This is a genomic window from Actinophytocola sp., from assembly GCF_050699935.1.
GTDB lineage: Bacteria > Actinomycetota > Actinomycetes > Mycobacteriales > Pseudonocardiaceae > Actinophytocola.
Genome location: NZ_JBOHGB010000112.1, coordinates 1 through 23,387 on the forward strand (window position 1 = coordinate 1; position 23,387 = coordinate 23,387).

Consider the following 23,387-nt stretch of genomic DNA (forward strand, 5'->3'; position numbering starts at 1 on the left):
GTGCGGCCGCGGGCGCCGCGCTCGCCCCGGCCGCGGACGCTGACCGTGATGTCGAGGACCGGGCCGTCGGCCCAAGGCGTGCGCTCGTCGTCGCCGTCGTGCTCGGGGGCGGGCAGCAGGTTGCGCGCGCCGTACAGGCCGAACGCGGCGGCCGCGAGCGTGTGCGCCTGGTCCGGGGTCGCCTCGTCGAACCACCTGGCGAGCCGGAGCAGCTCGGCTCGGCGGCCGGGTTCCGGCCCGCCGCCGGAGGTGGCGCGCTTGACGGTGGCGAGCAGCGTGCCGATCGCGCGGGCGGTGGCCTCGCGCAGCGCGGTGACCTGGCTCGGCCGGCCGGGGCGGTCGACGAACCAGTCGGTGAGCTCGGTCCACTCCTCCTCGCGGCGGCCGCGGGAGCGCTCGACGTCCGCGCCGAGCGAGCCGGCCGGGGCGAGCAGCGCGAGGAGTTGGCGGATCGCGCTCGTGAACTCGGGGCGGATCAGCACCTCCGCGATGGCGGGGGTGTAGCGCAGGACGTCCTCCACGACCATCTGGATGTACTCGACGAGGAGGTTGCGGAAGCCGGAGATCTCGTCGGCCATGAGGTGGTAGCGGGTGACGACCTGGCCGAGGTAGGCGTAGAAGTCGCGGACGGTCACGGCGAGCTCGCCGTGCTGGAGGAAGAGCGTGGTGACCTGCTCGGCGAGCCGCTCGGTGGCCTTCGCCGCGGCACGGCCGTGCGGGTCGCGGGCATGCTCGAGGCTGGCCCCGGCGAGACGGTCGAGGAGCTCGTCGAGGCCGTGGGCGATGGCGGGGAGAAGCTCGCGGGAGACCTCGCGGGCGCCCTCGGTGGTGCGCAGCAGGTCGTCGACCGCGCGCTGGACGCGGACGCCGAGCTTGCTGACCTGGTAGCGGACGCTGCCGTGCTGGAACTCGGCGATGCTGGTGGCGACGACCTCGCGGCGCCCGGGCACGAGGTTGCCCCACTCGACGAGCTGCTTGAGCCGCGCGATCACGGTGTCGACGCGTGACTCGCCCTCGGCGACCTCCCCACGCCGCTCCGCCTTCGCGACGGCGGCCGCGACCTCGCCGGCGGAGAGGTCGGCGAGCAGCGTCGACGCGAACAACCGCATGATCGCCAGGTAGGTCCGCCGGTGCTCCCGGGCGTCCAGATAGGCATACAGCTTGAGCCGACGCGCCTCGTCCACCACTTCAGGCGCCTCCGATGACATGAGCCCGCACCCTACCCGCGCCCCCCGACACGGGCCCCACGTGCGGATCCGGCGGTAGTGGTTGTCCACAGCTGGCCGGGTTGTCCACAACTGGATCATGATCGCCGACCGACCCCCCACCAACCGATAGGCTTGACCTCATCGGGGTGCCCCCGGAGAGGGTGGGGGCGCCGTCAATGTCTGTTTGGTTGCTGGTTGTGGGTGGATTCCGAGCAGGGTGAGTGGTCGGGTGATGTCTCGGCTCATGGTTCGGAGGGCTTGGGTGGGGTTGGTGTGGCCGGTGTGGCGCAGGCGCTGATGGCGGGTTTGCGCGGGGTGGCCATGGTGCGGGGTGCTTGTCCGGTGCGGACGCGGCTGGTCAGGTAGCCGGCGTGGTCGGCGGTGGTGTGCGGGGCGTCGGCGGTGACGACCAACCTGGTGCGGATCCAGCGGGTCCAGCAGGGGCTGTAGCCAGGCGATCTCACTGGGCCTGCGGCCACCTGCCGTTGCCCGGCCACGAGCCCGCCGCCGTGCACGAGCCGGCCAGCAGGTGTGTTCCGGTGCCACCGGAGCGGCCGAACCGTGCCCGCAACGACGTGCCGTCCACCGCGATCGCGTTCGGCGCACCGTCTGGCCGGTCCCGCCACCGGACACGGCCCGCCCGTAACGCCCACGGTGGCAGCTCCCCGCCCATTCCCAGACCGCGGTCAGCGACCGCGCTCCCGCAGTAACCGCGACAGCACGCGCCAGACCAACAGCACCCACCAGATCGGACAGCACAGCAACCGGGAACGATGACACAGCGGACACGGCACCTCACATGATCATGTGACAGCGACACTCACACGATCAATGCGAGACCGCGCCCACTCCCACATAGGTGATCGACTTTGACGGCGCCCTGCCGGAGAGGGTGGGGGCCGCGGATCACGGGTGCGCGCGTGCGCGTGCGCGGGGCTAGCGTCGGGGACATGACGGACCGAATCCCAGTGATCCAGAAGGTGCCGGGCGCCTACCAGGCCTATAAGGCGTTCTCCGAGCACGTCGACAAGGCCGCCGCCAACGCGGGCGTCGACGGCCTGCTCGGCGAGCTGGTGAAGATGCGCGCCTCCCAGCTCAACGGCTGCGCGTACTGCCTGGACATGCACAGCGCCGACGCCGTCAAGCTCGGCGAGGACCCGCGCCGCCTGTTCGTCCTCGACGCCTGGCGCGAGACCGACCTCTACACCGAGCAGGAACGCGCGGCGCTGGAGCTCACCGAGGTCGTCACCCGGCTCTCGCAGACCCGCGACATCCCCGACGACGTCTACGAGCGCGCCACCGCCGTGTTCACCGAGGACCAGTACAGCGTGGTCGTCTGGTTGATCGTGGTGATCAACGGCTGGAACCGGCTGACCGTGCCCAGCCACACGCCGCTGCCGAGGCGCGCGCGGTGACCGAGCCGGCCGGCGCCCGGCTGCGGGCACTGCACGTCCCCGGCACCCCGCTGCTGCTGCCCAACGCCTGGGACGCGGCCTCCGCCCGCCTCGTCGCGGCGGCCGGGTTCCCCGTCGTGGCAACGGGTTCCGCCGCTGTCGCCGAGTCGCTCGGCTACGCCGACCACGAGGGCGCACCGGCGGCGGAGATGTTCGCCGCCGCGGCCCGGATCGCGCGGGCCGTGGACGTGCCGGTGACCGTCGACGTCGAGGCCGGCTACGGCCTGGGCCCGGCCGAGCTCGCGGACCGGCTGGCCGAGGCGGGGGCGGCCGGCTGCAACCTCGAGGACTCCGACCACGACGGCGGCGGGCTCGTCGACACCACGCGGCAGGCGGACCGGATCGCCGGGTTGCGCGCGGCCGACCCGGACCTGGTGATCAACGCGCGGGTGGACGTGTTCATGCACGCCGGCGACCAGCACACGGTGCTGCGGGAGGGCGTGGCCCGGGCCGAGGCGTACCTCGCGGCCGGCGCGGACTGCGTGTACCCGATCCTCGTCCGCGAGGCCGACGTGCTCGCCGCGTTCGTCGGCGCCGTGCGCCCGGCGGCGGTCAACGCCCTGTACCTGCCCGACGGCGCGGACCTGGCGGCCCTCGGCGCGCTCGGCGTCGCCAGGATCTCCCTCGGCCCCGGCCTGTTCCGGATCACGCAGTCGTACGTGGAGAAGTCACTGCGCCGGCTGGCCGACGGCGTGGCACCGTACTGACCTGAGCCTGGGCTTCGTCGTGAACCTCGGCGACACCTCGTGCTGTTCGCGCTGGACGCCCGATCCGGTGAACCGCGAGCGAAACCGGCTAGCCCACCCGGTGCGCCGCAAGCGCGTCGAGGGTCCGGCGCCGGGCGTGCTCGGCCGCGGCACGCAGCACGTCGCTGTCCCGTTCCAGACGGGACGGTTCGGGCGCGTCCCGCGCGGGCGCGACGGTCAGCACGTACGGCGGTCCGGACTCGCCCGCGTCGACCAGCGACCGCAGCATCCGCTGGACCTTCGCGTCCCGCGTGCGGTACGCCGTGACCAGGGCCGGGTTCAGCGCGCGCAGCCGGCACTCCACGATGCGGTCGGCCAGGCCACGCGGCGGCGATGGAACGACGCCGAGCGCGCGGGTGAGCAGGACCAGCACGTGCGTCGCGCCGGCCGCGAGCGCGGCGGGCACCGGAACCGGCTCGGTCAGCCCGCCGTCGAGCCAGCGCCGGCCGCGGAACTCGACCGGCCTGCCGCCGACCCACGGCAATCTGCTCGTGGCCAGCAGCGCGCCGCGCAGCTCGTCCAGTGTGGACATTCCGGTCAGCGCCGTGGGGGCCGCGGTGGCCACATCCGTTGCCACGCAGTGCAGTTCGATGTCGCTCGCCACGGCCCGGGCGTGCCGGTGCGCGTCGAGCGCCGCCGAGCTGTAGTCCAGTGCGAACTCGACGTTCACCGCGGGCCGGCCGAGCAGCAGCCGGGCGGGGTTGATGAACTCGCGTCCGGCGAACCCGTCGGCGTACTCGCGAGTGCACCCGTCCGCGACGCCGGCGAGCAGTGCGGCGCCGTTCAGCGCGCCGGCCGACGTGCCCGCCACGAGGTCGAAGCAGCCGGTGAGCCCGAGCTCCTCGATCGCCGCGGTCATCGCCGCCGACACCACACCGCGCATCCCGCCACCCTCGACGACCAGGGCCAGCCGGTGCCCGTCCGCGCGGGCGCCCGCTGCCGCGCGAGCCGACAGCAGCGAGACGACCGGGTGGGTCACGGCTCCAGGATGATCCGGATCGGGTCGCCGGTCTTGGCCGTCAGCCGCGCCACCGCGTCCGCCGCATCCGCCAGCGGGACCGTGCCCGAGATCGACCGGCGCAGGTCGAGCCGGCCGAAGCGGGCGAGCGTGATCAGCTGCTCGACCGCCTCCGGGCCGCCGCCGTACGAGCCGAGGATCTGCTTGCCGCGGAAGGAGAGCCCGATGCTGTCGCTGATCGTCAGCGGCTCCGGCGTCAGGCGGACCAGCACGAGCCGGCCGCCGATGCCGAGGCAGCGCACCGCCTGCTCGCGCACCGCACCGACGCCGGCCATGTCGTAGGCGACGTCCAGCCCGCCCGTAAGCGCGAGCACCTGGTCGCGCAGGTCCGGCGCGGCCGGGTCGAACGCCGCGTCCGCGCCGAGGTCGAGCGCGCGCTCGCGGGCCGCCGGCAGCGGGTCGACGGCCACGATCGGCGCGGCGCCGACGATCCGCAGCAGCTGCACGGCGTGCGCGCCGAGCCCGCCGACGCCCCACACGCCCGCCGGTCGCCCGGGCACCGCCGCGCGCCCGGGTCCGGTGATCGCGCCCCACGGCGTCGAGACCGCGTCCGGCACGATCGCCGCCTGGTCGAACGGCATGCCGTCGGGAATGGCGACGAGCGTGTGGTGGCTGGCGAGCGCGGACTGCGCCCAGCCGCCGTCGTAGTCGACGCCCCGGGTACGCACGGCGAGGCACGGGCGGAACCGCACGCAGTTCGCGCACTGTCCACATTGCTCACCGGCCTGCAGCGTCACCCGCTGTCCGACCGCCCACGGCCCGGGCACGTCCGGCCCGACCACGTCGATCTCGCCGGCGACCTCGTGGCCGAGCGTGACCTCGTCGCCGTCGAGGAAGGGCGGGGTGAGCGTGCCGTCGATCAGATGCACGTCCGACAGGCACACTCCGGCGGCCCGCACCCGGACGCGCACCTGGCCCGGCCCCGGCTCGGGCACCGGCACCTCGCGGACCTCGAACTTCCGGGTGGGAACGTCGAGCCGTCCGGCGAGCATGCGGGACCGGCCGTGCGCAGTCGTCACCCGCGCGAGTCTAAGTGGTGCGCCAGGTAGTGCTCCGCATCCGGGGCGGAAGTACGGCCATGCCAGGTTTTCCGGGTCATGTGCGCATCATGGCTCACCCCACCGACAAAACCGGGACGAGGCGCCGACCCCGACTACCGGGTCGGCGCCAGCTCCGGGTTGGGCGCGTACTCGGCGAGCCGGTCGGCGAGGTCGTCGTCCGCGTCGGCGGTGCGGAACCCGGGTGGGTCGGTCACCCCGGAACCGGCTCCGGCGACCAGGTTCGAGGCGAACCGGGCGACCTTCCGCGGCGACGGGAGGACGTCGGTGCCGAGGTAGGCGACGACGATCAGGTCCTCACCGGACGCGGTCTCGATGGCGCCGCACCAGCCGTGCCGCTCGTCCCACAAGAGCGCGACGTCCCGGTCTGGGAAGGTGGGCATCCGCTCGTCGAGTGGGATGTACGCCGACACGGGTGACTCGGTCTGCACGTGGAACGCCTGCCCGGTGTAGCCGAGCGCCTCGGTCACCAAGTCCACATACCGCCGAAGTCCACGCCACGACCGGCTCCGGGGCTCGAGGTCCATCTGCTCTGTCCCTCCTGTGCGGTTCGTCCGCCGGCGGGGCGGCCGAGAGGGGTGATACCCAGCTTGAAAGGTCCGACACCCGGGCGTGCGGAAACCGGTGTCGGAGGCGGTGATCGTCGATCAGGCGTCGAGTTGCCCGCGGCCGGTGGCCCGCGGCCGGTGGCCGAGAAGAATGTCGTCGAAAGGCTGACTCATGGACGACCTCTCCGCGGCTCGGGCGTTGGCGCTGGTCCAGGCCGTGCTGGACGACGTCCGGCACGGCACCGCGGCCGACGTGCTGACCGGCCTGGAGGTGTTGCTCCGGCTGCGCGAGGAGATCGCCGCGGTGGGAGCCGGAGCTGATCACCGCGGCCCGCGAGCAGGGGGCGAGCAGGGCGCGGATCGCGCCGGCGATCGGGGTCACCAGCAGGTAGGCGGCGCAGCGGCGGTACCTGCGCCCGTCGGCCACCGGCGAGACCACGGGCGAGCAGCGGGTGCGCGCGGAGCGGGACCGGCGGGCGGGCGACCGTGCGGTGGCGAACCGGGCACGGGAGAACTCGGCCTCGCTGCGGCGGCTGGCGGGTCAGGTCAGCGCGTCGGCCGGTCTCGGCGCGTCCGCCCGCACCCGCGTCGACGACGCCCTGGCCCCGACGACCCTGCCACCCTGCTCGCCGACGCGCATGCCGAGCTGCGCGAGGGCCACGCGGCGCTCGCCGACGAGATCAGCTCGTTGACCGACCGGACCGACCAGCTTCGCCAGGACACCCGGGACCGCCGCGACCGCTGAGATGATCCTGCGCGACGGGTTCGCAGGCAACTTCGCAGGCAACACGGTCACGGCTGGGGGACACAACCAGGACATGACGACCGACGACGACTCGTCCGACGAGGTCCTGTGGGCCCGCGCGGCGGCCGGCAGCGGGAGCGCCTTCGGCATACTGTTCGACCGGCACGCCAAGGCGGTCTACAACCACTGCTTCCGCCTCACCGCGTCCTGGTCGGCGGCCGAGGACCTGACGCAGTCGACCTTCCTGCAGGCCTGGCGCAAACGCGACGCGGTCCGGCTCGAGCACGACTCGGCCTTGCCGTGGCTGCTCGCGGTGGCCACCAACGTCACCCGCAACCACCGGCGGGGCCTGCGCAGACGGCTGCGGCTCGCCGACCGGGTGCCGGCCGAACCCGCCACCGCGGACCACGCGGACGACGTCGTGTCGCGCGTGGACGACGAGCGGCGGATGGCCGAGGTGCTCGCCGCGGTGCGCAGGCTGCCCCGGGCGCAGCAGGAGGCGCTGGCCCTGTGCATCTGGTCCGGGGTGTCCTATTCGGACGCCGCGGCCGTGCTGGGCATCACGCAGAGCAGCGTGCGGGCCAGGGTAAGCAAGGCACGGGATCGCCTGTCGCGGCTGCTGTCCGCCGACTCGCTCGCCGTCCCCGCGACCTCCCTGGAGCAGCCATGAACACGACACTTCCCCCACCCCGTGACCTGCCCCCGTACGCGCACGCCGGCATCCGCGCCCGCCTCGAGCTCGCGGTCACCAAACCCCGCAGGCCCGCCTGGCTCGTGCCCGTGATCGCCGGACTCGCCGTGGCCGTGCTCATCGCCTCCGTCGCCTGGCCGCAAGCCGGCGACCGGGGCAGCCGTCCGGCCGTGCCGGACCCGTCCACGGCCGTCAGCACCGCGCCGCCCGCACCGGGAGAGCGCCCGCGGCCGGAGCCGGCCGGGGTGACCGCGCACCAGTGGGCGCAGATCGAGGAGGAGTGCCGCCGGATCTCCGGCGAGCAGGACCTGGTCCTCTACCAGGTGGCCGACGACGCCGCCGGGAAGTTCGCGCTGCTCTACACCCCGGCGGGCGGCGTCTTCGAGTGCCACCCGGGCGAGACCCCGCTCTTTCCCGAACACACGGAGCTCCACGACGTGCGGCCGCTGGACTGGCTGCCGGGTCCGGTGAGCATCGACCTCATGGCGACCTACTCGAACGGTGGCCCCCCTGCGCATGAGGACATCGGTGCGCCGCAGCAGCCCGGGCTGGAGATGGCGGCCGGCCGGGTCACCTCCGACGTGGCGCGGGTGACCTACACCGTCAACGGCCAGACCCGCGACGGTGTCGTCGCCAACGGCACCTATGTGGTGCGCATCCTGCACTCGCCGAACTGGACGGATCCCAGCCCCTCGCCGCTGGGTGCGGTGCACGCGTACGACGCGGACGGCGAGGAGATCGCCACGGTCCGCCACTCGCTGTACTCCACGATCTGCCACTCGGTCCCGGGTGGCATGACCGTCCCGTGGGGCAACACGGCCGACCCGAACCACTGCATGGGGCCCGCGGTGCCGTGGCGCTGAGCGCTCGGGGTGACTCGCGGGTGACCTCGTGGCCACCGGCGCCGACCAGGAAAGGCGAGGTCGGCGCCGGTTGTCCGCGCCGGTGACTGTGTCGAGGTACAGCCGCTCCCAGCCCCGCCGCGGCGTGGCGAGTGGGCCTCCAGGGCGACCTGCGCGGCGCCAGGACCGGCGCGGCTGCCATCAGCAGCGGGTTCAGGCGGCTGTCGCACGGGTTGCGGTCCGAGGCGGTGTTGGTGATCGCGATCCGCGGCCGGCCGGCGTACCACTGGCCGGCCATGCCTCGCTGCGAAGCGGCATCTGGCGTTTCTCCGCCTAGGATTTGGAAGACCATGGGCAACGCCACAGTCCGCGCCTTCGTCATCGCCGGTCCCGGGCGCGCCGAGGTGCGCGACGCGCCGGCGCCGGTCCCCGGGCCGGGCGAGGCGGTGGTGGACGTCGAGCGCTGCGGCGTGTGCGGGACCGATGCGGAGTTCTTCTCCGGCGAGATGACCTACCTGCACACCGGTGAGGCGGTGTACCCGATGCGGATCGGCCACGAGTGGGCCGGCGTGGTCAGCGCCGCCGGATCCGATGTGGACGGTTCGTGGGTCGGCCGGCGGGTCACCGGCGACACGATGCTTGGCTGCGGGCGGTGCACGCGCTGCGTCGGCGGACGGCAGCACCTGTGCGCCGAGCGGCACGAGATCGGCATCCGGCGTGGCTGGCCGGGGGCACTCGCCACCCGGCTGCCGGTACCGGTGCGCGCGCTGCACGAGCTGCCCGTGGACCCTCCCGTCGATGCCGAGCTGGGCGCGCTCGTGGAGCCGGGAGCGAACGCGGTGCGCGCGGTGCGGGCCGCGTTGCCCGCCGAGCGCCTGCTGGTGGTGGGGCCGGGCACGATCGGCCTGCTGTGCGCGCTGTTCGCGGCCGCGGAGGGGGTCGAGGTGCACCTGCTCGGCCTGACACCGTCGTCGCTGGAGTTCGCGCGGTCGCTCGGTTTCCCGGCGTGGACGGCCGCCGAACTGCCGGCCCTGCCGTTCGACGCGGTGATCGACGCGTCGAACGCGCCGTCGCTGCCGGCCCGGGCGGTGGCGCTCGTGGAGCCGGGCGGGCGGGTGGTGCTCATCGGCATCGCGGGCGAGCCGAGCGTGGTGGACAGCCGGTCGCTGGTGCTGAAGGACGTGACGGCCGTCGGGGTACTGAGCGGTTCGGGCGGCCTGGCGGGCGCGATCGAGCGGTACGCCTCGGGTGCGGTGGACCCACGCCCACTCGTCGCCGCGACGGTCGGGCTGGACGAGGTCGCGGACGTGCTGGCTGGGCGACGCCGGCCGGAGTGGGGCGCCGCCCCGAAGATCCACGTGGACCCGCGCCGCTGAGCCACCCCGTGACTGGCAGTTCGGAGAGGGGCTCGCGGGTCGGGAATGTGTTGGACTCGGGTCCGGAGTGTTGGACTCGCGGGTTCGGAACGTTGGACTCGCGGGTCGGGAGTGTTGGACTCGCGGGGTGGGGTGGCCGGCCCCATGCCGGGATGTAGACCGACGACAGCCGCTCACTGGGCGCGATCCCGGCGGAGTGTCCACATCGGACTCCCGGATCGGGCCAGGCCATGGCGGTCGCGCTACCTGCGCGGGCGCGCACGGACGTGCATCCGCTCGCCCTGCTTGCCGAACAGGCTGAGGACCTCCACCGGCCGCCCGCCCGCCGCGCCGAACCAGTGCGGCAGCCGCGTGTCGAACTCCGCCGCCTCGCCCTGGCGCAGCACGGTGTCGTGCGAGGCCAGCAGCAGCCGGAGCCGGCCGGCGAGCACGTACAGCCACTCGTAGCCCTCGTGCGTGCGCGGCACCGGCTCCTCGGTGGTGACCGGGATGATGATCTTGTATGCCTGGAGCCCGCCCGGCTGCCGGGTCAGCGGTATCACGGTCCGGTCGCCGACCTGCCGCGGCGCCAGCCGCACCCGCGGGTCGCCCACCTGCGGCGCGCCGACCAGCTCGTCCAGCGGCACCTGGTGGGCCGCCGAGATCGGCAGCAGCAGCTCCAGGCTCGGCTTGCGCTGGCCGGACTCCAGCCGGGACAGCGTGCTCTTCGAGATGCCGGTGACCTCGGACAGCTCCGCCAGCGTGACGCCACGATGTCGGCGGACGTGCCGGAGCCGGGGGCCGACCTCGGACAGTGCTTCGGTAATGGACATGTTCCCAGTATCGGCAACAAACGTTGTCGATGCAGGAACACCGTGCGCACGCTGGCCGCGGAGGTGGTCGAACATGTACGACGTGGTGATCGTCGGCGGCGGCCCGGCCGGGCTGTCGGCGGCGCTGGTGCTGGGCCGCGCGAGGCGGCGGGTCGCGCTCGTGGACGCGGGCGAGCCGCGCAACGCGCGTGCGGTCGGTGTGCACGGCTTCCTGACCAGGGATGGAATGGCGCCGGCCGACCTGCTCGCGGTCGGGCGGGCGGAGGTAGCCGGCTACGGGGTCGAGATCATCGAGGACAAGGTGCTCACCGCCGAGCCCGGCTTCGCCGTTCGGCTGGCCGGGGGACGGACGCTCGCCGCGCGGCGGCTGCTCGTCACCACCGGCCTGCGCGACGAGTTGCCGGACATCCCCGGGCTCGCCGAGCGGTGGGGCACCGACGTGGTGGTCTGCCCGTACTGCCACGGCTACGAGGTGCGGGACCGGCCGCTCGGCGTCATCGCGACCGGCGAGCTGGGCGTGCACAAGGCGCTGCTGGTCGGCCAGTGGTCGGCGGACGTGGTGCTGTTCCCGGGTACCGAACCGGTCGCTGACGAGCGGCTCGCCGACCGCGGCATCGAGGTCGTGCCGGGCGAGATCACGCGGATCGTCACCGAGGGCGACCGGCTCACCGGGGTCGAGGTGGCCGGCCGAGTCGTGCCGCGCGGGGCGGTGTTCGTGGCGTCGACGTTCGTGCCGGCCGGCACCCTGCTGGCCGACCTCGGCTGCGAGGTCGACGAGCGGGGCTGGGTTCGCGTGGACGAGACGGGGCGCACGAGCGTGCCCGGCGTGTGGGCGGCCGGAAACGTCGTCGACCCGATGCTGCAGGTGATCACCGCGGCCGGCGCCGGCTCGTTCGCCGCCGCGATGATCAACAACGAGCTGGTGTTCGCCTAGTACTCGTCGTGGAAGCGCACGTCGGGACTGCCGGCGCCCGCGCCCAGCCCGGTCGCGCGGCCCGGCGGCTGCTCCCACGCCTCCTGCCGGCCGAGCGCGGTCAGGTCGAGGTAGGCGGTGGTGCCGCCCTGCTGCTCGAGGCCGCGGGCGAACGTCGAGTAGGTGTGGAAGACCTGGTCGCCGTCCCGCAGGAACGCGCTGATGCCGGGGTAGTCGCCGCGCCGGGCCGGGCCCCACTCGATGCCGGCCTCGGCCAGCTCCGCCTCCGTGCGGTAGTTGAGCAGCACGGGCGCGACCCGCTCGTCGACCGTCGCGTGGAAGTCGTGGTTGAAGTCGCTGCCGGCCGAGGAGTACCAGGGGAACGTCCACCCCATCCGCGCCCGGAACGGCGCGAGGTAGGACTGCGGCGCGCGGGACACGGCCACCAGCGTCGTGTCCCGCGCTCGCAGGTGGGCGAGGTGCCCGATGTTGTCCGCGGTCGCCGAGCAGCTCGGGCAGCCGGTCGTCCTCGGGATCTCGGTACCGTCCGGCCGCATGTCGTAGGTCCACATGAAGTGGTGCACGATCAGCTGCCGGCGGCCCTCGAACAGGTCGAGCAGGCTCGCCTCGCCATCCGGCCCGGTGAATACGTACGGCTTGTCCACGAGCACCATCGGGAGCCGGCGGCGTTCGGCGTTCAGCTCGTCGCGGGCGCGCGTCGCCGCCTTCTCCTTGACCAACAACGCCTTGCGGGCCGCCAGCCACTCCTGCCCGCTCACGACGTCCGGTAGCGACACGTGGCCTCCCGAGTTCTCGTGTGGAACGCTCATACGACTACAGACCGGCGCCGTCGCGCAAACTCATCGTCCGGCCTGATGTCCACTCGGGACAGATCAGTGGGTGTCCATGCCGCCCGCGCCGCCGCGGCCGCGCGGCACCGACTCGTCGTGGCTCTCGGTGGCCGGCTCGTCGGCGTAGGTCGGGCGGGAGTGCTCGGACGCGAAGTCCTCCTCGTCCAGCGCGCCCGGCGGGACGCTGCGCGCGGACGTGCCGCCACGGTCGCCGGTGACACCGTGCTCGCCCTGCTGCGGTGGCCGCTCCACCTCGCCGCGCCACGCACCGGTCTCGCTGCCGCGGCGCTCGATGAACTGCTTGAAGCGGTTCAGATCGCTCTGGATCCGGTTCCCCACCACGCCGAGCGCCGTGCCGGCCTTCTCGGTCAGCGACTCCGGGGCGTACTCCATCTGCAGGTGCACGCGCGTCGTGGTGTCGTCGATCCGGTGGAAGGTCACCACGCCGGCGTGGTGCGGGCCGTCCACGGAATGCCATGCGATCCGCTCGTCCGGGTGCTGCTCGGTGACCTCCGCGTCGAACTCGCGGGTCACGCCGCCGATGGTCGTCTTCCAGTGCGTCCGGGTGGGCGTCCGCTGGGTGATCTCGTCGACACCCGCCATGAAGCGCGGGAACGTCTCGAACTGCGTCCACTGGTTGTACGCGGTGCTCACCGGGGCGCCCACGTCCACCGACTTCTCAATGGTGGTCACCTTGAGTCCTCCTCGTCATCGGTCTGGTACCCGGACTGGCTACCCGTCCGATCCCGTCCGACACCTCCCCGGATTGAGGCGTGCTCGACGCGCGGGGCCAGAGCCCGTTCGTGCGGTCGGTCATCGGCGCGCTGTCCGAGGCCGTCGACCTGCCGGTGACCACGGCCGTGACGTGCCCGACCATGCGGATGCACCCCGGCCGTCGTCGCGCGGGCGGCGGCGACCGCTGCGGTGCGGCTCGATGGCCGGTTCGTGCTGGGCGTCGGCTCCGGCGAGGCGTTGAACGAGCATGTCCTCGGTGACCCGTGGCCGTCGGCCGACGTGCGGCCGGCCATGCTGGACGAGGCCGTCGAGGTGATCCGGAAGCCGCACCGGGGCGGCGTGGTGAACCACCGCGGCGAGTACTACACGGTCGAGGGCGCGCGGATCTACACGCTGCCCGAGGAGCCCGTGCCCATCTACGTGTCCGGCTTCGGCCCCAAGGGCCTGGCCACCGCGCACCGGCGCTGGCCGGCACGCTGCCGACCGGCCCGGATCCGGAGGCGTACCGGGACACACTGCAGTCCTATTCGACGTCTGGTGGGCGAAGGTCGCTTAGGTGTCGAACACGCCCGACCCCGGAGGCCGGTGGCGAGCCTTGCGCGTCGCCTTGCCGGTGCCGGCCTCGAAGCCGTGTTTGACCAGCCGGGCCTCGGTGAGCTCGTCGGCGCTCGTGACCGTGAAGTACAGGCTGAGCACGAGCGCGAGACCGAGCGCCGCGATCACGAGGCCGACGGGCAGCGGGGTGAACAGCGTCAGTACGACGAACCCGACGACCAGCCAGGGCGACGCCTCGACCACGATGCGCAACACGAAGCGCCACAGCCAGTTGCGGCTGGTCACGTCGTGCAGCACCCAGTCGCGGTACCGGTCCGGCAGTCGCCCGCCGAACGTGTAGCGAAGCCACTGGAACGGGTTCGGTCGTTGGATGGCCATGTGGCGTGGGTACCCGCTCGGCCGCGCGGTACCCACCATGCACGTGTCCGGGCGCCCTAGCCTTCCCGGACGAACTCCGCCACCACCGGCGCCGTCACCTCGGGCTCGATGGTGTGGCGTGGCCCGCCGGGTACCTCGACGTGCCGTGCCTTCGGCAGCGCGGCCGCGGTCCGTGCGGCCGAACGCGTGAGCTTTGGCCAGGTCTGCGCACCGCTGATGACCAGCGTGGGAGTGGTCAGCGTGGCCGGTGGCGCCGAGCCGGTGGAGATGGTCGAGTCGTACACGACGCTCTGCGCCATGGCCTCCAGGGCCGGGAACATCGGCGAGCGCCGGATCTGCGACACCACTTCGGGTGGCAGCCCGATGGCCTCGGTCTGGAACAGCTCGACCGCGTCGCCGCGCCGCCCGGCGTCGACCAGCGCGCCGAGCCGCGCGGGCAGGTCGGGGGCGTTGCCCTCGCCGAAGGGGTACGGCGGCTCGTAGCAGACGACCCGGGCGATCGCCGACCCGCGGGCGGCCGCGTGCAGCGCCAGGATCCCGCCCGACGAGAAGCCGAACACGTGTGCGCTGCCGCCGACCTCGGCGATCAGCGCGTCCAGGTCCTCGGCCTCCCGGTCGATCGACCACGGCTTCGTGTCACCGCTGTCGCCGCGGGCGCGCCGGTCGTAGGTGACCACGGTGAAGTCGCCGGCCAGCGCGTCGGCCAGCGGCGCGAGCGTCGCCCGGTCGTTGAACGCGCCGGCGACGAACACGATGGCCGGGCCGGTGCCGGCCCGGTCGTAGGCGATGGTGGTTCCGTCGGTGGAGGTGAGGGTGTTCATGTCCCACCGACGAACCGGGTCACGCCGGATCGACACCGGTGCCGATCCGGGTGCCCGGGATGTCGTACTGGATCACCCGCTCAGAGTAGGCGGCGGTGCCGGGCGGTGTCAGCCGGTGAGGGCGGCGGCGCGGACCGCGGCCACCGCGTCCGGCACGGTGTCGTAGGTCGGCAGCGCGTCACGCAGGCCGACGACCTCGAGCGGCCGGAGCACCGGCCGGGTGCTGGCGACCACGGCCCATGCCAGGTGGTCCCGCGCCGCCCGGCGGTCGGTGTCGGCGAGCACGGTCAGGGCCGCGGCGGCGAGGAAGTCCACGCTGGTGAGGTCGAGTACCAGGCCGCCGTCGGCGTCGACGTGGTCTTCCAGGCACATGCGCAGCGCGGGGGCCGTGAGGAGGTCGACCGCGCCGAAGACGTGGGCCACGACGGGCCGGCGCGCCCGCTCCACGTCGATGTCGAAGATCTCGTGCGCCCGCGACTCGGTCGGTGTCCCCGGGTCGCCGGGCTCCCTCGGCTGCGGACCAGCGAGGTCGCTGCCCTTCCACAATGGTTCGTCGTGCACGACGTACGCCTCTTCTCGTTGTCGACGAGTAGCAGGAGTACACGAGCGCACTGAGGGAAGTGTATGACGCAATGTTGCATCAGCGCCGTTCACCGCTGAGGCACGCCCTGCCTCCAGATACGGCTGCTTGCTCAACCGCGCATCGTCAACCGTAGGCCCCTGCGTGCTACATCACAAGGCCGCACAGCGGAACGAAAGCCCATTGAGCGAAGGGGTTTGCTGTGGGTAGTCAGTCCAAAAAGGACTGTCCGCGGCGGCCTGGTCGGCGTCCGCGAGCGCCGCGACCACACCCGCTACGACGTCCGGGTGGCCGAGCGGCAGCGGGGCGGCACCCGGTCCCGCGTGCCGCCGAAGCCGCGCGCCACGACGCGCGAGCCCGGCGAGTCCGGCGAGTCCGGCGAGTCCGGCACCCTCGTTGTCACTGCCTGGAAGGACGCCATCCGGACGTTCAGCGTCCGGATGGCGTCCTTCCAGGCTTTCCTACCACCCGTTCAGGCCGAGCTGATGCCCGGGATCTGCCCGCTGCGGAAGGCGTCCACGAACAACCGGTGGTCGTCGCGCGTGCGCTCGGCGTAGGCCAGGGCGAACGAGGTCAGCTCGCGCACGAACGCGTCCTCGTCGTCGATCACCGCGGCGATCGCGTCCTCGACCTGGAAGTTCACCAGTGACTGCTCGGAGTCCTCGTCCGACACGCAGTGCATCTTGGCCGTGGCCCGGCCGAGGTAGTCGAGGACCGGGTCCATCTCGTGCGGCTCGGTGAGCTCCGACCAGTCCAGGTCGCTCGAGTACGGCGACAGCTCGGCGACCACGAACCCGACGCCGTCGACCTCGGTGTGGCCGAGCCAGGGGTCCGCGTGCGCCTGCAGGGCCCGCTGCGAGACCGCGGTCCGGTGGCCCTCGTGGGCGAAGTAGCCGTGGATGCGCTCCTCGTCGACGATCCGGCTGGGCGCCGCCACGTTGCCCTGCTTCATCGACAGCACCACGTCGTTCTCCAGCGCCTGCGAGCGGCCCTCGACGAGCACGCTGTACGCCGGCAGCCCGGCCGACCCGATGCCGAAGCCGGTCCGGCCGACGACGTCCTTGACCTGGTAGGTGTGGCTCTCGAACCGCTTGCCCCGCGGGATGGTGTCCAAATAGGACTCGAAGGCCCGCAGCACCTCGGCCCGCTCGTCCGCCTCGAGCTCGCGCACGCCGAGCCGGCGGGTGAACTCGCGCTCGTAGTCGGCGACCGTCGTCAGCGCCTCGAGCAGGTCGATCCGGGTGCGCAGCCGGGCTTTCAGCAGTACGTCGTGCAGCACGCCCTCGGTGCTGTCGAGCTGCAGCCGCACGTGCTCGTCGCCGGGGTGCTCGGCGAACGCCCGCACCTGCCGCACGTAGGAGCGCAGGTAGGTGCCGACCAGGGCGGCGATGTCGGCGTCGGAGACCGCCTTGCTCCACGCCATCAGCGCCACGCTCGCGACGAGCCGCTTGAGGTCCCAGGTGAAGCAGCCGAGGTACGCCTCGTCGAAGTCGTTGACGTCGAACACCAGCGTGCCCGAGGAGTCCATGTAGGTGCCGAAGTTCTCCGCGTGCAGGTCACCCTGGATCCACACCCGACCGGTCCGGTCGTCCGACCAGGGGTCGGACTCGTGGGCCATGTCGGAGTAGAACAGGCACGCCGTGCCGCGGTAGAACGCGAACGGCTCCGCGGCCATCTTGCGGAACTTGCGGCGGAACGCCACCGGGTCGGCCCGCATGAGCTCGTCGAACGCGTCCACCAGGACATCGACGATCTCCATCGCCCGCTCGCCGTCGCCGCGAGCCCGGATCCGTTCGACGGCGTCGCTCATGCCTACACAGTGCCATCGATCGGCCACGCTGCCGAGAGGGACCCCAGGATTCCTATGTGGACTCGGCCGCGGCGGTCCTGAGGTGGGCGAGGTCCTCGATGGTCGGCGCGGCGAGCAGCGCGCCGGTGGCCAGGTGATGCTGCAGCACGCGCAGGTCCTCGGCCATCTCGGCGAGGGTCTCGTGGGGCGTCCAGTGCCCGCCGCGACCGTCGACGAGGCGGTCGGCGTCCAGGTTCGCCACCCGCTCGGCGAGCCGGCCCCAGGTGGCCGCGAGCTCGGTCGTCCCCTCGACCGCGCGCCGCAGCGCCTCGCCGAGCTCGGCCAGCTCGCAGTCGCCACCGTCACCACCGCGGTCGCCGCCGTCGCCACCGCGGTCGTCGCCGTCGCCGCCATCGCCGTGAGCTGCGTCGCCGCCTTCCTCGTCAGCGCCTTCCTCGGCAGCGTTGCCGGGACCGGGGCAGGACAGTGCGGCGGCGAGCACGGGCCGTACGTCGAGCGCCTCGCGCTGGCCGGTCACGTCGAGCACGCGCAGCACGGTCGAGTCGGCGGCCACCACTCGCAGCGCCGCCCCACGGGCCTCGACCCGCGCCTTCGCGTCGAGCAGGACGGACAGGCCGGCGCAGGCGAGGAACGTCGTGGCGGACAGGTCGCACACCAGCAGCCGCACGGCCGGATCGTTCGCGGCCGGCGCCAGCGCGGCGGCGAGCGCGTCACGGTTCGCCAGGTCGAAGTCGCCCTCGACGGACACGACGGCCACCTCGGCGCTCGGCGCGTGGGAGGTGGGGTCGGGCGAGGTGAGACGGCGACGCACGGCCGCCGGTCTGGGCCGGCGGAAGATCGGATCAGCCATATGGGCCTCCACGTGGTTCGAGGCACACGGCTGACTGCGTAACCGTGAGGTCGCGGTCACCCTAGCTCTCGGTGCCGCCGCGCGGAAGACATCGTCGGATCGTGCGCGCCGTCCCGGCCACCACGCCGGGCCGCCCGACCGCCGGTTCCCCATAGGGTCGGCGTATGCGGCGGCTGCTGAGATGGACGGTTCTCGTGCCCGTGCTCGCGCTCATCGCGCTCGGGCTGACCTGGGGCAGCCGTCCCGGCGTGGTGGTCGTGGTGGTCGTCGCGGGGCTGCTGGCCGGGGCGGTGCTCTCGGCCGTGCGTCACGCCGAGGTCGTCGCGCACCGGGTGGGGGAGCCGTTCGGCTCGCTGGTGCTCGCGGTCGCGGTGACCGTGATCGAGGTGGCGCTGATCGTCACGCTGATGGTCTCCGGCGGTCCGGAGACGGCAACGCTCGCGCGGGACACCGTGTTCGCCGCGGTCATGATCACCACCACCGGCATCGTGGGTCTCTCGCTGCTCGTCGGTGCCCGCCGCTACAGGGTGACCCTGTTCCACGCCGAGGGCAGCGGCGCCGCGCTCGCCACCGTCACGACGCTCGCCACGCTGAGCCTCGTGCTGCCGACGTTCACCACGAGCGAGCCCGGTCCGGAGTTCTCCCCGGGCCAGCTCACGTTCGCCGGGCTGGCCTCGCTCGCGTTGTACGGCATGTTCGTGCTGACCCAGACCATCCGGCACCGCGACTTCTTCGTGCCGGTCGCGCACGAGGCCGTCACCGACCGCGGCGAGGAGGAGCACGCCCAGCCGCCGACCACCCGGGAGGCGCTGACCAGCCTCGGACTGCTGATGGTGGCGCTGGTCGCGGTCGTCGGTCTGGCGACGGTGGAGTCGCCGGCCATCGAGGAGGGCATGGCGCTGGCCGGCTTCCCGCAGTCGTTCGTCGGCGTAATGATCGCCATGCTGGTGTTGCTGCCGGAGACGCTCGCCGCCGTCCGCGCCGCCCACCGCGGCCTGATTCAGATCAGCCTCAACCTGGCCTACGGCGCGGCGATGGCGAGCATCGGGCTGACAATTCCGACGATCGCGCTCGCGTCCGTGTGGCTCGAGGGCCCGCTCGTGCTCGGCCTCGGCGCGACCCAGATGGTCCTGCTCCTGTTGACCGTCGTGGTCAGCGTGCTCACGGTCGTGCCCGGCCGCGCCACCCGCCTGCAGGGCAGCGTGCACCTGGTGCTGCTGGCCGCTTTCCTGTTCCTGGCCACCAGTCCCTGACCGGGCGGCGGATTAGTCTGCTGTCCATGCCGACCTACGTGGCGTTGTTGCGCGGGATCAACCTGGGGGCGAATCGGCGGGTGGCGATGGCCGACCTGCGGTCGTGGCTGGCCGAGCTCGGCTACGAGGACGTGCGGACGCTGCTGCAGAGCGGCAACGCCGTGTTCCGCACGCCGAAGCGACCGGCGACGGTCCAGCGCGAGCTGGAGGCGCGGCTCGCCGAGCATGCGGGGTTCACGATCGACTGCGTCGTCCGCACCGCCGACGAGCTCCGCACGGTGGTCGAGGCCGACCCGCTGGGCTCGATCGCCGACGACGGCTCGCGCTACATGGTGATGTTCCTGGGCGCCGAGCCGAAGCCGCCCGACTTCGCCCCGGACGCCTTCGCGCCCGAGCTGTTCCACGTCGGCGGGCGCGAGGTCTACTTCTGGGTTCCGGACGGCGTCCGCAACTCCAAGGTGCTGGCCGCCTTCCCCGCGGGGAAGGGCGACGTGGCCACCGTCCGCAACTGGAACACGGTCACCAAGCTGCTCGCGATGACCGAGTCCTGAGTGGCGGCGCTGAGTGTCCACTCGGGTGCGTTGAGTGCACGACCGGCGTCCACGTGCCCGAATGCCACCTCTACGATCTGGCCCCATGTCCGGCCTCAGCCTGATGACCTTCAACATCGGCAGCCCCTCGGAGGAGCGCGCCCACCGCCAGCTGGCCTGGCTCGCCACCCGGCACGAGGACGTCTACGTGCTCACCGAGACCAGGGCCTCCGACGGCTGCCGTCATCTGGCCGACGCGTTCCGTACGGCCGGCTACGCCGTGGTGTACCCGAAGCCCGGGCCGACCGGGTACGGCGTGATGGTCGTCAGCAGGCTGCCCGTCCAGGTGGACCCGATCGGGGCACATTTGTCGTTCCTACCCGAACGGGTGGCGGGCGTGCTGGTCTCCACCGCCATGGGGCTGGTCCGCGTGCTCGGCGCGTACGCCCCGACCCGCGACGCCACCGCCGGCCGCACCGAGCGCAAGCGCCGCTGGCTGTCCGAGTTCTCCACCGCCCTCGGCGCGAACGGCCTCCCCGACTCCGGCGCGGAGACCGTCCTGCTCGGCGACCTCAACGTGATCGAGCCGGACCACGTGCCGGGCTACACGACCTTCCGCTGGTTCGAGTACGACTTCTACCGCGGCCTGACCGACAAGCACGGCCTGGTGGACGCGTTCCGCCACACCGAGCCGGACCTGGTCGAGCACAGCTGGATCGGCCGTACGGGCGACGGCTACCGCTACGACCACGCCCACTGCACGAAGAAGCTCGCCGCGGACATCGAGGAGTGCGAGTACGTGCACGAGCCGCGCACCACCCGGCTCTCGGACCACTCGGCGCTGTCGGTGACGTTCTCCTGCCTGCCGACCGGCGAGCTGAACACGATGGACCCGTTCGAGGCCGCGAGCCCGCCGACCCTGTTCTGAGAACCGGTTCCCGTCTCGTGGCGTGACAGGACACACTTGCCAATACCGTGCGGGGGTATAGTACGGTGGTCGGGAACCACAGGGATCGAGCTACGGGAGCGACGTCGTGACGACCTCCACCTACACGGTGACCGGAATGACCTGCGAGCACTGCGTCGGCGCGGTGAAGGAGGAGGTGGGCCGGATCCCCGGCGTCACCGAGGTCGCCATCGACCTGCCGACCGGCCAGGTGACCGTGACCAGCGACGGCCCCGTCGGGACCGAGGACGTGCGCGCCAAGGTGGACGAGGCCGGCTACGAGCTGGCGAGCTGACGTGACCCTCTCCGGCACGGCACGCAAGCTCGCCGGCTTCGGCCTGGCCCTGGTCGTGGCTTTCGCCGCGGCGTACGGAGTCGGCCAGGCGGTCGGGCCGGTCGCGGCCGAGCCGGAGCCGGCCGCCGCCGAACACGAGGGCATGGGGGAGCAGGCCGGTGGGGAGCACGGGGACGAGCACGGTGCCGTGGCGGCGCCCAAGGGCCTGCAGGTGTCCGCGGACGGCGTGACGCTCGACGTGCTCAGCGGCGGCCAGCGGGCCGGCGTCCGCGGCGACTTCGCGTTCCGCATCCTGGACGACCACGGCGCGCCGGTCACCCGCTTCGCGCCCACCCACGACGAGCTGATGCACCTGATCGTCGCCCGGCGCGACCTGTCCGGTTTCCGGCACGTGCACCCGACCATGGCCGCGGACGGCACGTGGCGGGTCCCGCTCACCTTCGCGGCGGCCGGCGACTACCGGGTGTTCGCCGACTTCCTGCCGGCCGGCCGTGAGGAGGCCACCACGCTCGGCGCCGACGTCGCGGTGACCGGCGTGTACCGGCCGACACCGCTGCCGGCGCCGGCGCGTACCGCGACTGTCGACGGCTACCGGGTCACGCTCTCCGGCACGCTGACGCCCGGCACCACGAGCAGGGTCACGCTGACCGTGGACCGGGGTGGCGAGCCGGTCACCGACCTGCAGCCCTATCTCGCCGCGTACGGCCACCTGATCGCGCTGCGCCAGGGCGACCTCGCCTACCTGCACGTCCACCCGGACGGCGAGCCGGGTGACGGTACGACCCGCCCGGGGCCGTCGATCACGTTCTACGCGGAGGTACCGTCGGGGGGTACGTACCGGCTGTACCTGGACTTCAAGCACGGCGACGTGGTCCGCACGGCCGAATTCACCGCGGTCGCCGGACCGCACGAGGAGAGATGATGTCGGCCCAGGTCGAGCTCGAGATCGGCGGCATGACGTGCGCGTCGTGCGCGGCCCGCATCGAGAGGAAGCTGAACCGGCTGGACGGCGTCGAGGCCAGCGTCAACTACGCGACGGAGAAGGCCCTGGTGTCCGCGCCGGACTCGGTGGCGAGCGACGTGCTGATCTCCGTGGTGGAGAAGATGGGCTACACGGCCGCACTCGGCCGGCCCGAGCAGGCGGCGGACGCGGTGGAGCCCGAGGACCGCGATGACCGTGAGGTGCGGGCGCTGCGCACCCGGCTGCTGGTGAGCCTCGTGTTGTCGGTGCCGGTGGTCGCGATGGCGATGTCCTCGTGGCTGCAGTTCGAGTACTGGCAGTGGGCGTCGCTGGCGCTCGCCGCGCCGGTCGTCGTGTGGGGTGGACTGCCGTTCCACCGGGCCGCGTGGCTGAACCTGCGGCACGCCGCGGCGACCATGGACACGCTCATCTCGATGGGCACGCTGGCCGCGTTCGCGTGGTCGCTGTACGCGTTGTTCCTCGGCACCGCCGGCACACCGGGCATGGAGCACCCGTTCCGCCTGACGATCGAGCGCTCCGGCGGCGACGGCAACATCTACCTCGAGGTCGCGGCCGGCGTGATCACGTTCATCCTCGCCGGCCGGTACTTCGAGGCGCGGGCCAAGCACCGGGCTGGCTCGGCGCTGCGCGCGCTGCTCTCCATGGGCGCCAAGGATGTCGCGGTGCTGCGCGGCGGGTTGGAGACGCGCGTGCCGATCGACCGGCTCGCGGTCGGCGACCGGTTCGTGGTGCGGCCGGGGGAGAAGGTCGCGACCGACGGCGTCGTCGAGGAGGGCAGCTCGGCGGTCGACGAGAGCATGCTGACCGGCGAGTCCGTGCCGGTCGAGGTCGGCCCGTCGGCACAGGTCGTGGGCGCGACGGTGAACGTCGGCGGGCGGCTCGTGGTGCGGGCGAGCAAGGTCGGGGCGGACACGCAGCTCGCCCAGATGGCCGCGCTGGTCGAGCGGGCGCAGACCGGCAAGGCGCCGGTGCAGCGCCTCGCCGACCGGGTGTCGGCCGTGTTCGTGCCGGTGGTGATCGGGCTTTCCCTTGCGGCGCTGGGGTTCTGGCTCGGTGCGGGCGCGTCGGCGTCGGCGGCGTTCACGGCGGCGGTGGCCGTGCTGATCATCGCCTGCCCGTGCGCGCTGGGCCTCGCCACGCCGACCGCGTTGCTGGTGGGGACCGGCCGGGGCGCGCAGCTCGGCATTCTGATCAAGGGCCCCGAGGTGCTGGAGTCGACCCGCCGGGTGGACACGGTCGTGCTGGACAAGACCGGCACGGTGACCACCGGCCGGATGTCGCTCGTGGACGTCGTGCCCGCCGACGGCGTGCCGGCCGAGGCGGTGCTGCGGCTGGCCGGCGCGGTGGAGGACGCGTCGGCGCACCCGATCGCCCGCGCGGTCGCCGACGC

Annotated in this window: 25 protein-coding genes and 3 pseudogenes; 15 read left to right on the forward strand and 13 right to left on the reverse strand. The window is 72.9% G+C overall.

Annotated features, from left to right (window positions below; translation table 11 throughout):
• Both ACRDTB_RS27655 and ACRDTB_RS27660 read right to left on the reverse strand, forming a co-directional pair.
• Positions 1-1,350 (reverse strand): annotated as a pseudogene (locus tag ACRDTB_RS27655) (DUF2397 domain-containing protein); the annotation flags it as partial.
• 318 nt (positions 1,351-1,668) lie between these two features.
• The gene (locus tag ACRDTB_RS27660) at positions 1,669-1,881 is read right to left on the reverse strand and encodes a hypothetical protein (protein ID WP_431434974.1); all 213 of its coding nucleotides are present in this window, start codon (positions 1,879-1,881) and stop codon (positions 1,669-1,671) included.
• A gap of 277 nt (positions 1,882-2,158) precedes the next feature.
• Here ACRDTB_RS27660 and ACRDTB_RS27665 point away from each other — a divergent pair, with 277 nt between their 5' ends.
• Together ACRDTB_RS27665 and ACRDTB_RS27670 are read left to right on the forward strand one after the other, a co-directional pair.
• A complete protein-coding gene (locus tag ACRDTB_RS27665; protein WP_431434976.1) occupies positions 2,159-2,623 on the forward strand; it encodes a carboxymuconolactone decarboxylase family protein in 465 nt (154 codons plus the stop codon).
• Complete coding sequence (locus ACRDTB_RS27670) at positions 2,620-3,369, forward strand: isocitrate lyase/PEP mutase family protein (RefSeq protein ID WP_431434978.1); 750 nt, start codon at positions 2,620-2,622, stop codon at positions 3,367-3,369. The genes ACRDTB_RS27665 and ACRDTB_RS27670 overlap by 4 nt, the downstream gene beginning before the upstream one ends.
• A gap of 88 nt (positions 3,370-3,457) precedes the next feature.
• Here the strand turns inward: ACRDTB_RS27670 and ACRDTB_RS27675 are convergent, their stop codons facing one another.
• The 3 genes from ACRDTB_RS27675 to ACRDTB_RS27685 form a co-directional block, all read right to left on the reverse strand.
• Positions 3,458-4,387, reverse strand: a complete 930-nt coding sequence (locus tag ACRDTB_RS27675) for a patatin-like phospholipase family protein (protein ID WP_431434980.1) — start codon at positions 4,385-4,387, stop codon at positions 3,458-3,460.
• Positions 4,384-5,445, reverse strand: coding sequence for a zinc-binding dehydrogenase (locus ACRDTB_RS27680; RefSeq protein WP_431434982.1), 1,062 nt, complete (start codon positions 5,443-5,445; stop codon positions 4,384-4,386). Before ACRDTB_RS27680 ends, ACRDTB_RS27675 begins: the two co-directional genes overlap by 4 nt.
• 134 nt (positions 5,446-5,579) lie before the next feature.
• A complete protein-coding gene (locus ACRDTB_RS27685; RefSeq protein WP_431434984.1) occupies positions 5,580-6,011 on the reverse strand; it encodes a DUF6292 family protein in 432 nt (143 codons plus the stop codon).
• 193 nt (positions 6,012-6,204) lie between these two features.
• Between ACRDTB_RS27685 and ACRDTB_RS27690 the strand changes: the two genes are divergently transcribed.
• The 4 genes from ACRDTB_RS27690 (at position 6,205) to ACRDTB_RS27705 (ending at position 9,686) form a co-directional block, all read left to right on the forward strand.
• Positions 6,205-6,777 carry a hypothetical protein gene (locus ACRDTB_RS27690; protein WP_431434986.1) on the forward strand — a complete coding sequence of 191 codons (573 nt, stop codon included), beginning with the start codon at positions 6,205-6,207 and terminating at the stop codon, positions 6,775-6,777.
• Positions 6,778-6,850: 73 nt separating this feature from the next.
• On the forward strand, positions 6,851-7,447 hold the full coding sequence (locus ACRDTB_RS27695) for an RNA polymerase sigma factor (RefSeq protein WP_431434988.1): 597 nt from the start codon (positions 6,851-6,853) through the stop codon (positions 7,445-7,447).
• Entirely contained in the window at positions 7,444-8,331 is an 888-nt protein-coding gene (locus ACRDTB_RS27700) for a hypothetical protein (RefSeq protein WP_431434989.1), read from the forward strand. The genes ACRDTB_RS27695 and ACRDTB_RS27700 overlap by 4 nt, the downstream gene beginning before the upstream one ends.
• A 329-nt stretch (positions 8,332-8,660) precedes the next feature.
• Positions 8,661-9,686 (forward strand): zinc-dependent alcohol dehydrogenase, encoded by a 1,026-nt coding sequence (locus ACRDTB_RS27705; protein WP_431434991.1) that lies wholly within the window; start codon positions 8,661-8,663, stop codon positions 9,684-9,686.
• Positions 9,687-9,928: 242 nt separating this feature from the next.
• Here the strand turns inward: ACRDTB_RS27705 and ACRDTB_RS27710 are convergent, their stop codons facing one another.
• On the reverse strand, positions 9,929-10,498 hold the full coding sequence (locus ACRDTB_RS27710) for a helix-turn-helix domain-containing protein (protein WP_431434993.1): 570 nt from the start codon (positions 10,496-10,498) through the stop codon (positions 9,929-9,931).
• Positions 10,499-10,571: 73 nt separating this feature from the next.
• Here ACRDTB_RS27710 and ACRDTB_RS27715 point away from each other — a divergent pair, with 73 nt between their 5' ends.
• Positions 10,572-11,432 carry an NAD(P)/FAD-dependent oxidoreductase gene (locus tag ACRDTB_RS27715; protein ID WP_431434994.1) on the forward strand — a complete coding sequence of 287 codons (861 nt, stop codon included), beginning with the start codon at positions 10,572-10,574 and terminating at the stop codon, positions 11,430-11,432.
• Here the strand turns inward: ACRDTB_RS27715 and ACRDTB_RS27720 are convergent.
• Positions 11,429-12,208 (reverse strand): DUF899 domain-containing protein, encoded by a 780-nt coding sequence (locus tag ACRDTB_RS27720; RefSeq protein WP_431434995.1) that lies wholly within the window; start codon positions 12,206-12,208, stop codon positions 11,429-11,431. The genes ACRDTB_RS27715 and ACRDTB_RS27720 overlap by 4 nt on opposite strands.
• A 288-nt stretch (positions 12,209-12,496) precedes the next feature.
• A pseudogene (locus ACRDTB_RS27725) lies at positions 12,497-12,955 on the reverse strand (SRPBCC family protein); the annotation flags it as partial.
• Between the two features lie 252 nt (positions 12,956-13,207).
• Here ACRDTB_RS27725 and ACRDTB_RS27730 point away from each other — a divergent pair.
• Positions 13,208-13,399, forward strand: a pseudogene (locus ACRDTB_RS27730) (LLM class flavin-dependent oxidoreductase); the annotation flags it as partial.
• 150 nt (positions 13,400-13,549) lie between these two features.
• On the opposite strand, the gene ACRDTB_RS27735 reads toward ACRDTB_RS27730, so the two are convergent.
• The 3 genes from ACRDTB_RS27735 to ACRDTB_RS27745 all read right to left on the reverse strand — a co-directional run bounded on the left by ACRDTB_RS27735 (position 13,550) and on the right by ACRDTB_RS27745 (position 15,312).
• Positions 13,550-13,930, reverse strand: coding sequence for a DUF5313 family protein (locus ACRDTB_RS27735; RefSeq protein WP_431434996.1), 381 nt, complete (start codon positions 13,928-13,930; stop codon positions 13,550-13,552).
• A gap of 56 nt (positions 13,931-13,986) precedes the next feature.
• Positions 13,987-14,751, reverse strand: coding sequence for an alpha/beta fold hydrolase (locus ACRDTB_RS27740; RefSeq protein ID WP_431434998.1), 765 nt, complete (start codon positions 14,749-14,751; stop codon positions 13,987-13,989).
• Positions 14,752-14,859: 108 nt separating this feature from the next.
• Entirely contained in the window at positions 14,860-15,312 is a 453-nt protein-coding gene (locus ACRDTB_RS27745; RefSeq protein WP_431434999.1) for an STAS domain-containing protein, read from the reverse strand.
• A 216-nt stretch (positions 15,313-15,528) separates the two neighbouring features.
• On the opposite strand from ACRDTB_RS27745, the gene ACRDTB_RS27750 reads away from it, so the two are divergent.
• Positions 15,529-15,888: a hypothetical protein gene (locus ACRDTB_RS27750; RefSeq protein WP_431435000.1), complete on the forward strand. Its 360-nt coding sequence runs from the start codon at positions 15,529-15,531 to the stop codon at positions 15,886-15,888.
• On the opposite strand, the gene ACRDTB_RS27755 is transcribed toward ACRDTB_RS27750, so the two are convergent.
• Positions 15,804-17,141, reverse strand: a complete 1,338-nt coding sequence (locus ACRDTB_RS27755) for a DUF2252 domain-containing protein (protein ID WP_431435002.1) — start codon at positions 17,139-17,141, stop codon at positions 15,804-15,806. The genes ACRDTB_RS27750 and ACRDTB_RS27755 overlap by 85 nt on opposite strands.
• A 52-nt stretch (positions 17,142-17,193) precedes the next feature.
• Positions 17,194-17,991, reverse strand: a complete 798-nt coding sequence (locus ACRDTB_RS27760; protein ID WP_431435004.1) for an STAS domain-containing protein — start codon at positions 17,989-17,991, stop codon at positions 17,194-17,196.
• A gap of 164 nt (positions 17,992-18,155) precedes the next feature.
• Between ACRDTB_RS27760 and ACRDTB_RS27765 the strand changes: the two genes are divergently transcribed.
• From ACRDTB_RS27765 to ACRDTB_RS27790, 6 genes are all read left to right on the forward strand, one after another.
• Positions 18,156-19,244: a calcium:proton antiporter gene (locus ACRDTB_RS27765; RefSeq protein ID WP_431435006.1), complete on the forward strand. Its 1,089-nt coding sequence runs from the start codon at positions 18,156-18,158 to the stop codon at positions 19,242-19,244.
• A gap of 26 nt (positions 19,245-19,270) precedes the next feature.
• On the forward strand, positions 19,271-19,795 hold the full coding sequence (locus ACRDTB_RS27770; protein WP_431435008.1) for a DUF1697 domain-containing protein: 525 nt from the start codon (positions 19,271-19,273) through the stop codon (positions 19,793-19,795).
• An 85-nt stretch (positions 19,796-19,880) separates the two neighbouring features.
• Positions 19,881-20,702 carry an endonuclease/exonuclease/phosphatase family protein gene (locus ACRDTB_RS27775; protein ID WP_431435010.1) on the forward strand — a complete coding sequence of 274 codons (822 nt, stop codon included), beginning with the start codon at positions 19,881-19,883 and terminating at the stop codon, positions 20,700-20,702.
• Between the two features lie 106 nt (positions 20,703-20,808).
• On the forward strand, positions 20,809-21,015 hold the full coding sequence (locus tag ACRDTB_RS27780; RefSeq protein ID WP_431435012.1) for a heavy-metal-associated domain-containing protein: 207 nt from the start codon (positions 20,809-20,811) through the stop codon (positions 21,013-21,015).
• A 1-nt stretch (position 21,016) separates the two neighbouring features.
• Positions 21,017-21,937 carry a hypothetical protein gene (locus ACRDTB_RS27785; RefSeq protein ID WP_431435014.1) on the forward strand — a complete coding sequence of 307 codons (921 nt, stop codon included), beginning with the start codon at positions 21,017-21,019 and terminating at the stop codon, positions 21,935-21,937.
• Positions 21,934-23,387 (forward strand): heavy metal translocating P-type ATPase (locus ACRDTB_RS27790; RefSeq protein ID WP_431435015.1); only part of this gene is annotated, 1,454 nt, incomplete at its 3' end. The genes ACRDTB_RS27785 and ACRDTB_RS27790, both read left to right, overlap by 4 nt.

Bases quoted from the DNA above. Each gene is read 5' to 3' on its own strand.
- ACRDTB_RS27660 (WP_431434974.1), bottom strand. From the start codon at position 1,881: ATGGGCGGGGAGCTGCCACCGTGGGCGTTACGGGCGGGCCGTGTCCGG.
- ACRDTB_RS27665 (WP_431434976.1), top strand. From the start codon at position 2,159: ATGACGGACCGAATCCCAGTGATCCAGAAGGTGCCGGGCGCCTACCAG.
- ACRDTB_RS27685 (WP_431434984.1), bottom strand. From the start codon at position 6,011: ATGGACCTCGAGCCCCGGAGCCGGTCGTGGCGTGGACTTCGGCGGTAT.
- ACRDTB_RS27690 (WP_431434986.1), top strand. From the start codon at position 6,205: ATGGACGACCTCTCCGCGGCTCGGGCGTTGGCGCTGGTCCAGGCCGTG.
- ACRDTB_RS27695 (WP_431434988.1), top strand. From the start codon at position 6,851: ATGACGACCGACGACGACTCGTCCGACGAGGTCCTGTGGGCCCGCGCG.
- ACRDTB_RS27700 (WP_431434989.1), top strand. From the start codon at position 7,444: ATGAACACGACACTTCCCCCACCCCGTGACCTGCCCCCGTACGCGCAC.
- ACRDTB_RS27705 (WP_431434991.1), top strand. From the start codon at position 8,661: ATGGGCAACGCCACAGTCCGCGCCTTCGTCATCGCCGGTCCCGGGCGC.
- ACRDTB_RS27710 (WP_431434993.1), bottom strand. From the start codon at position 10,498: ATGTCCATTACCGAAGCACTGTCCGAGGTCGGCCCCCGGCTCCGGCAC.
- ACRDTB_RS27715 (WP_431434994.1), top strand. From the start codon at position 10,572: ATGTACGACGTGGTGATCGTCGGCGGCGGCCCGGCCGGGCTGTCGGCG.
- ACRDTB_RS27735 (WP_431434996.1), bottom strand. From the start codon at position 13,930: ATGGCCATCCAACGACCGAACCCGTTCCAGTGGCTTCGCTACACGTTC.
- ACRDTB_RS27740 (WP_431434998.1), bottom strand. From the start codon at position 14,751: ATGAACACCCTCACCTCCACCGACGGAACCACCATCGCCTACGACCGG.
- ACRDTB_RS27755 (WP_431435002.1), bottom strand. From the start codon at position 17,141: ATGAGCGACGCCGTCGAACGGATCCGGGCTCGCGGCGACGGCGAGCGG.
- ACRDTB_RS27760 (WP_431435004.1), bottom strand. From the start codon at position 17,991: ATGGCTGATCCGATCTTCCGCCGGCCCAGACCGGCGGCCGTGCGTCGC.
- ACRDTB_RS27765 (WP_431435006.1), top strand. From the start codon at position 18,156: ATGCGGCGGCTGCTGAGATGGACGGTTCTCGTGCCCGTGCTCGCGCTC.
- ACRDTB_RS27770 (WP_431435008.1), top strand. From the start codon at position 19,271: ATGCCGACCTACGTGGCGTTGTTGCGCGGGATCAACCTGGGGGCGAAT.
- ACRDTB_RS27775 (WP_431435010.1), top strand. From the start codon at position 19,881: ATGTCCGGCCTCAGCCTGATGACCTTCAACATCGGCAGCCCCTCGGAG.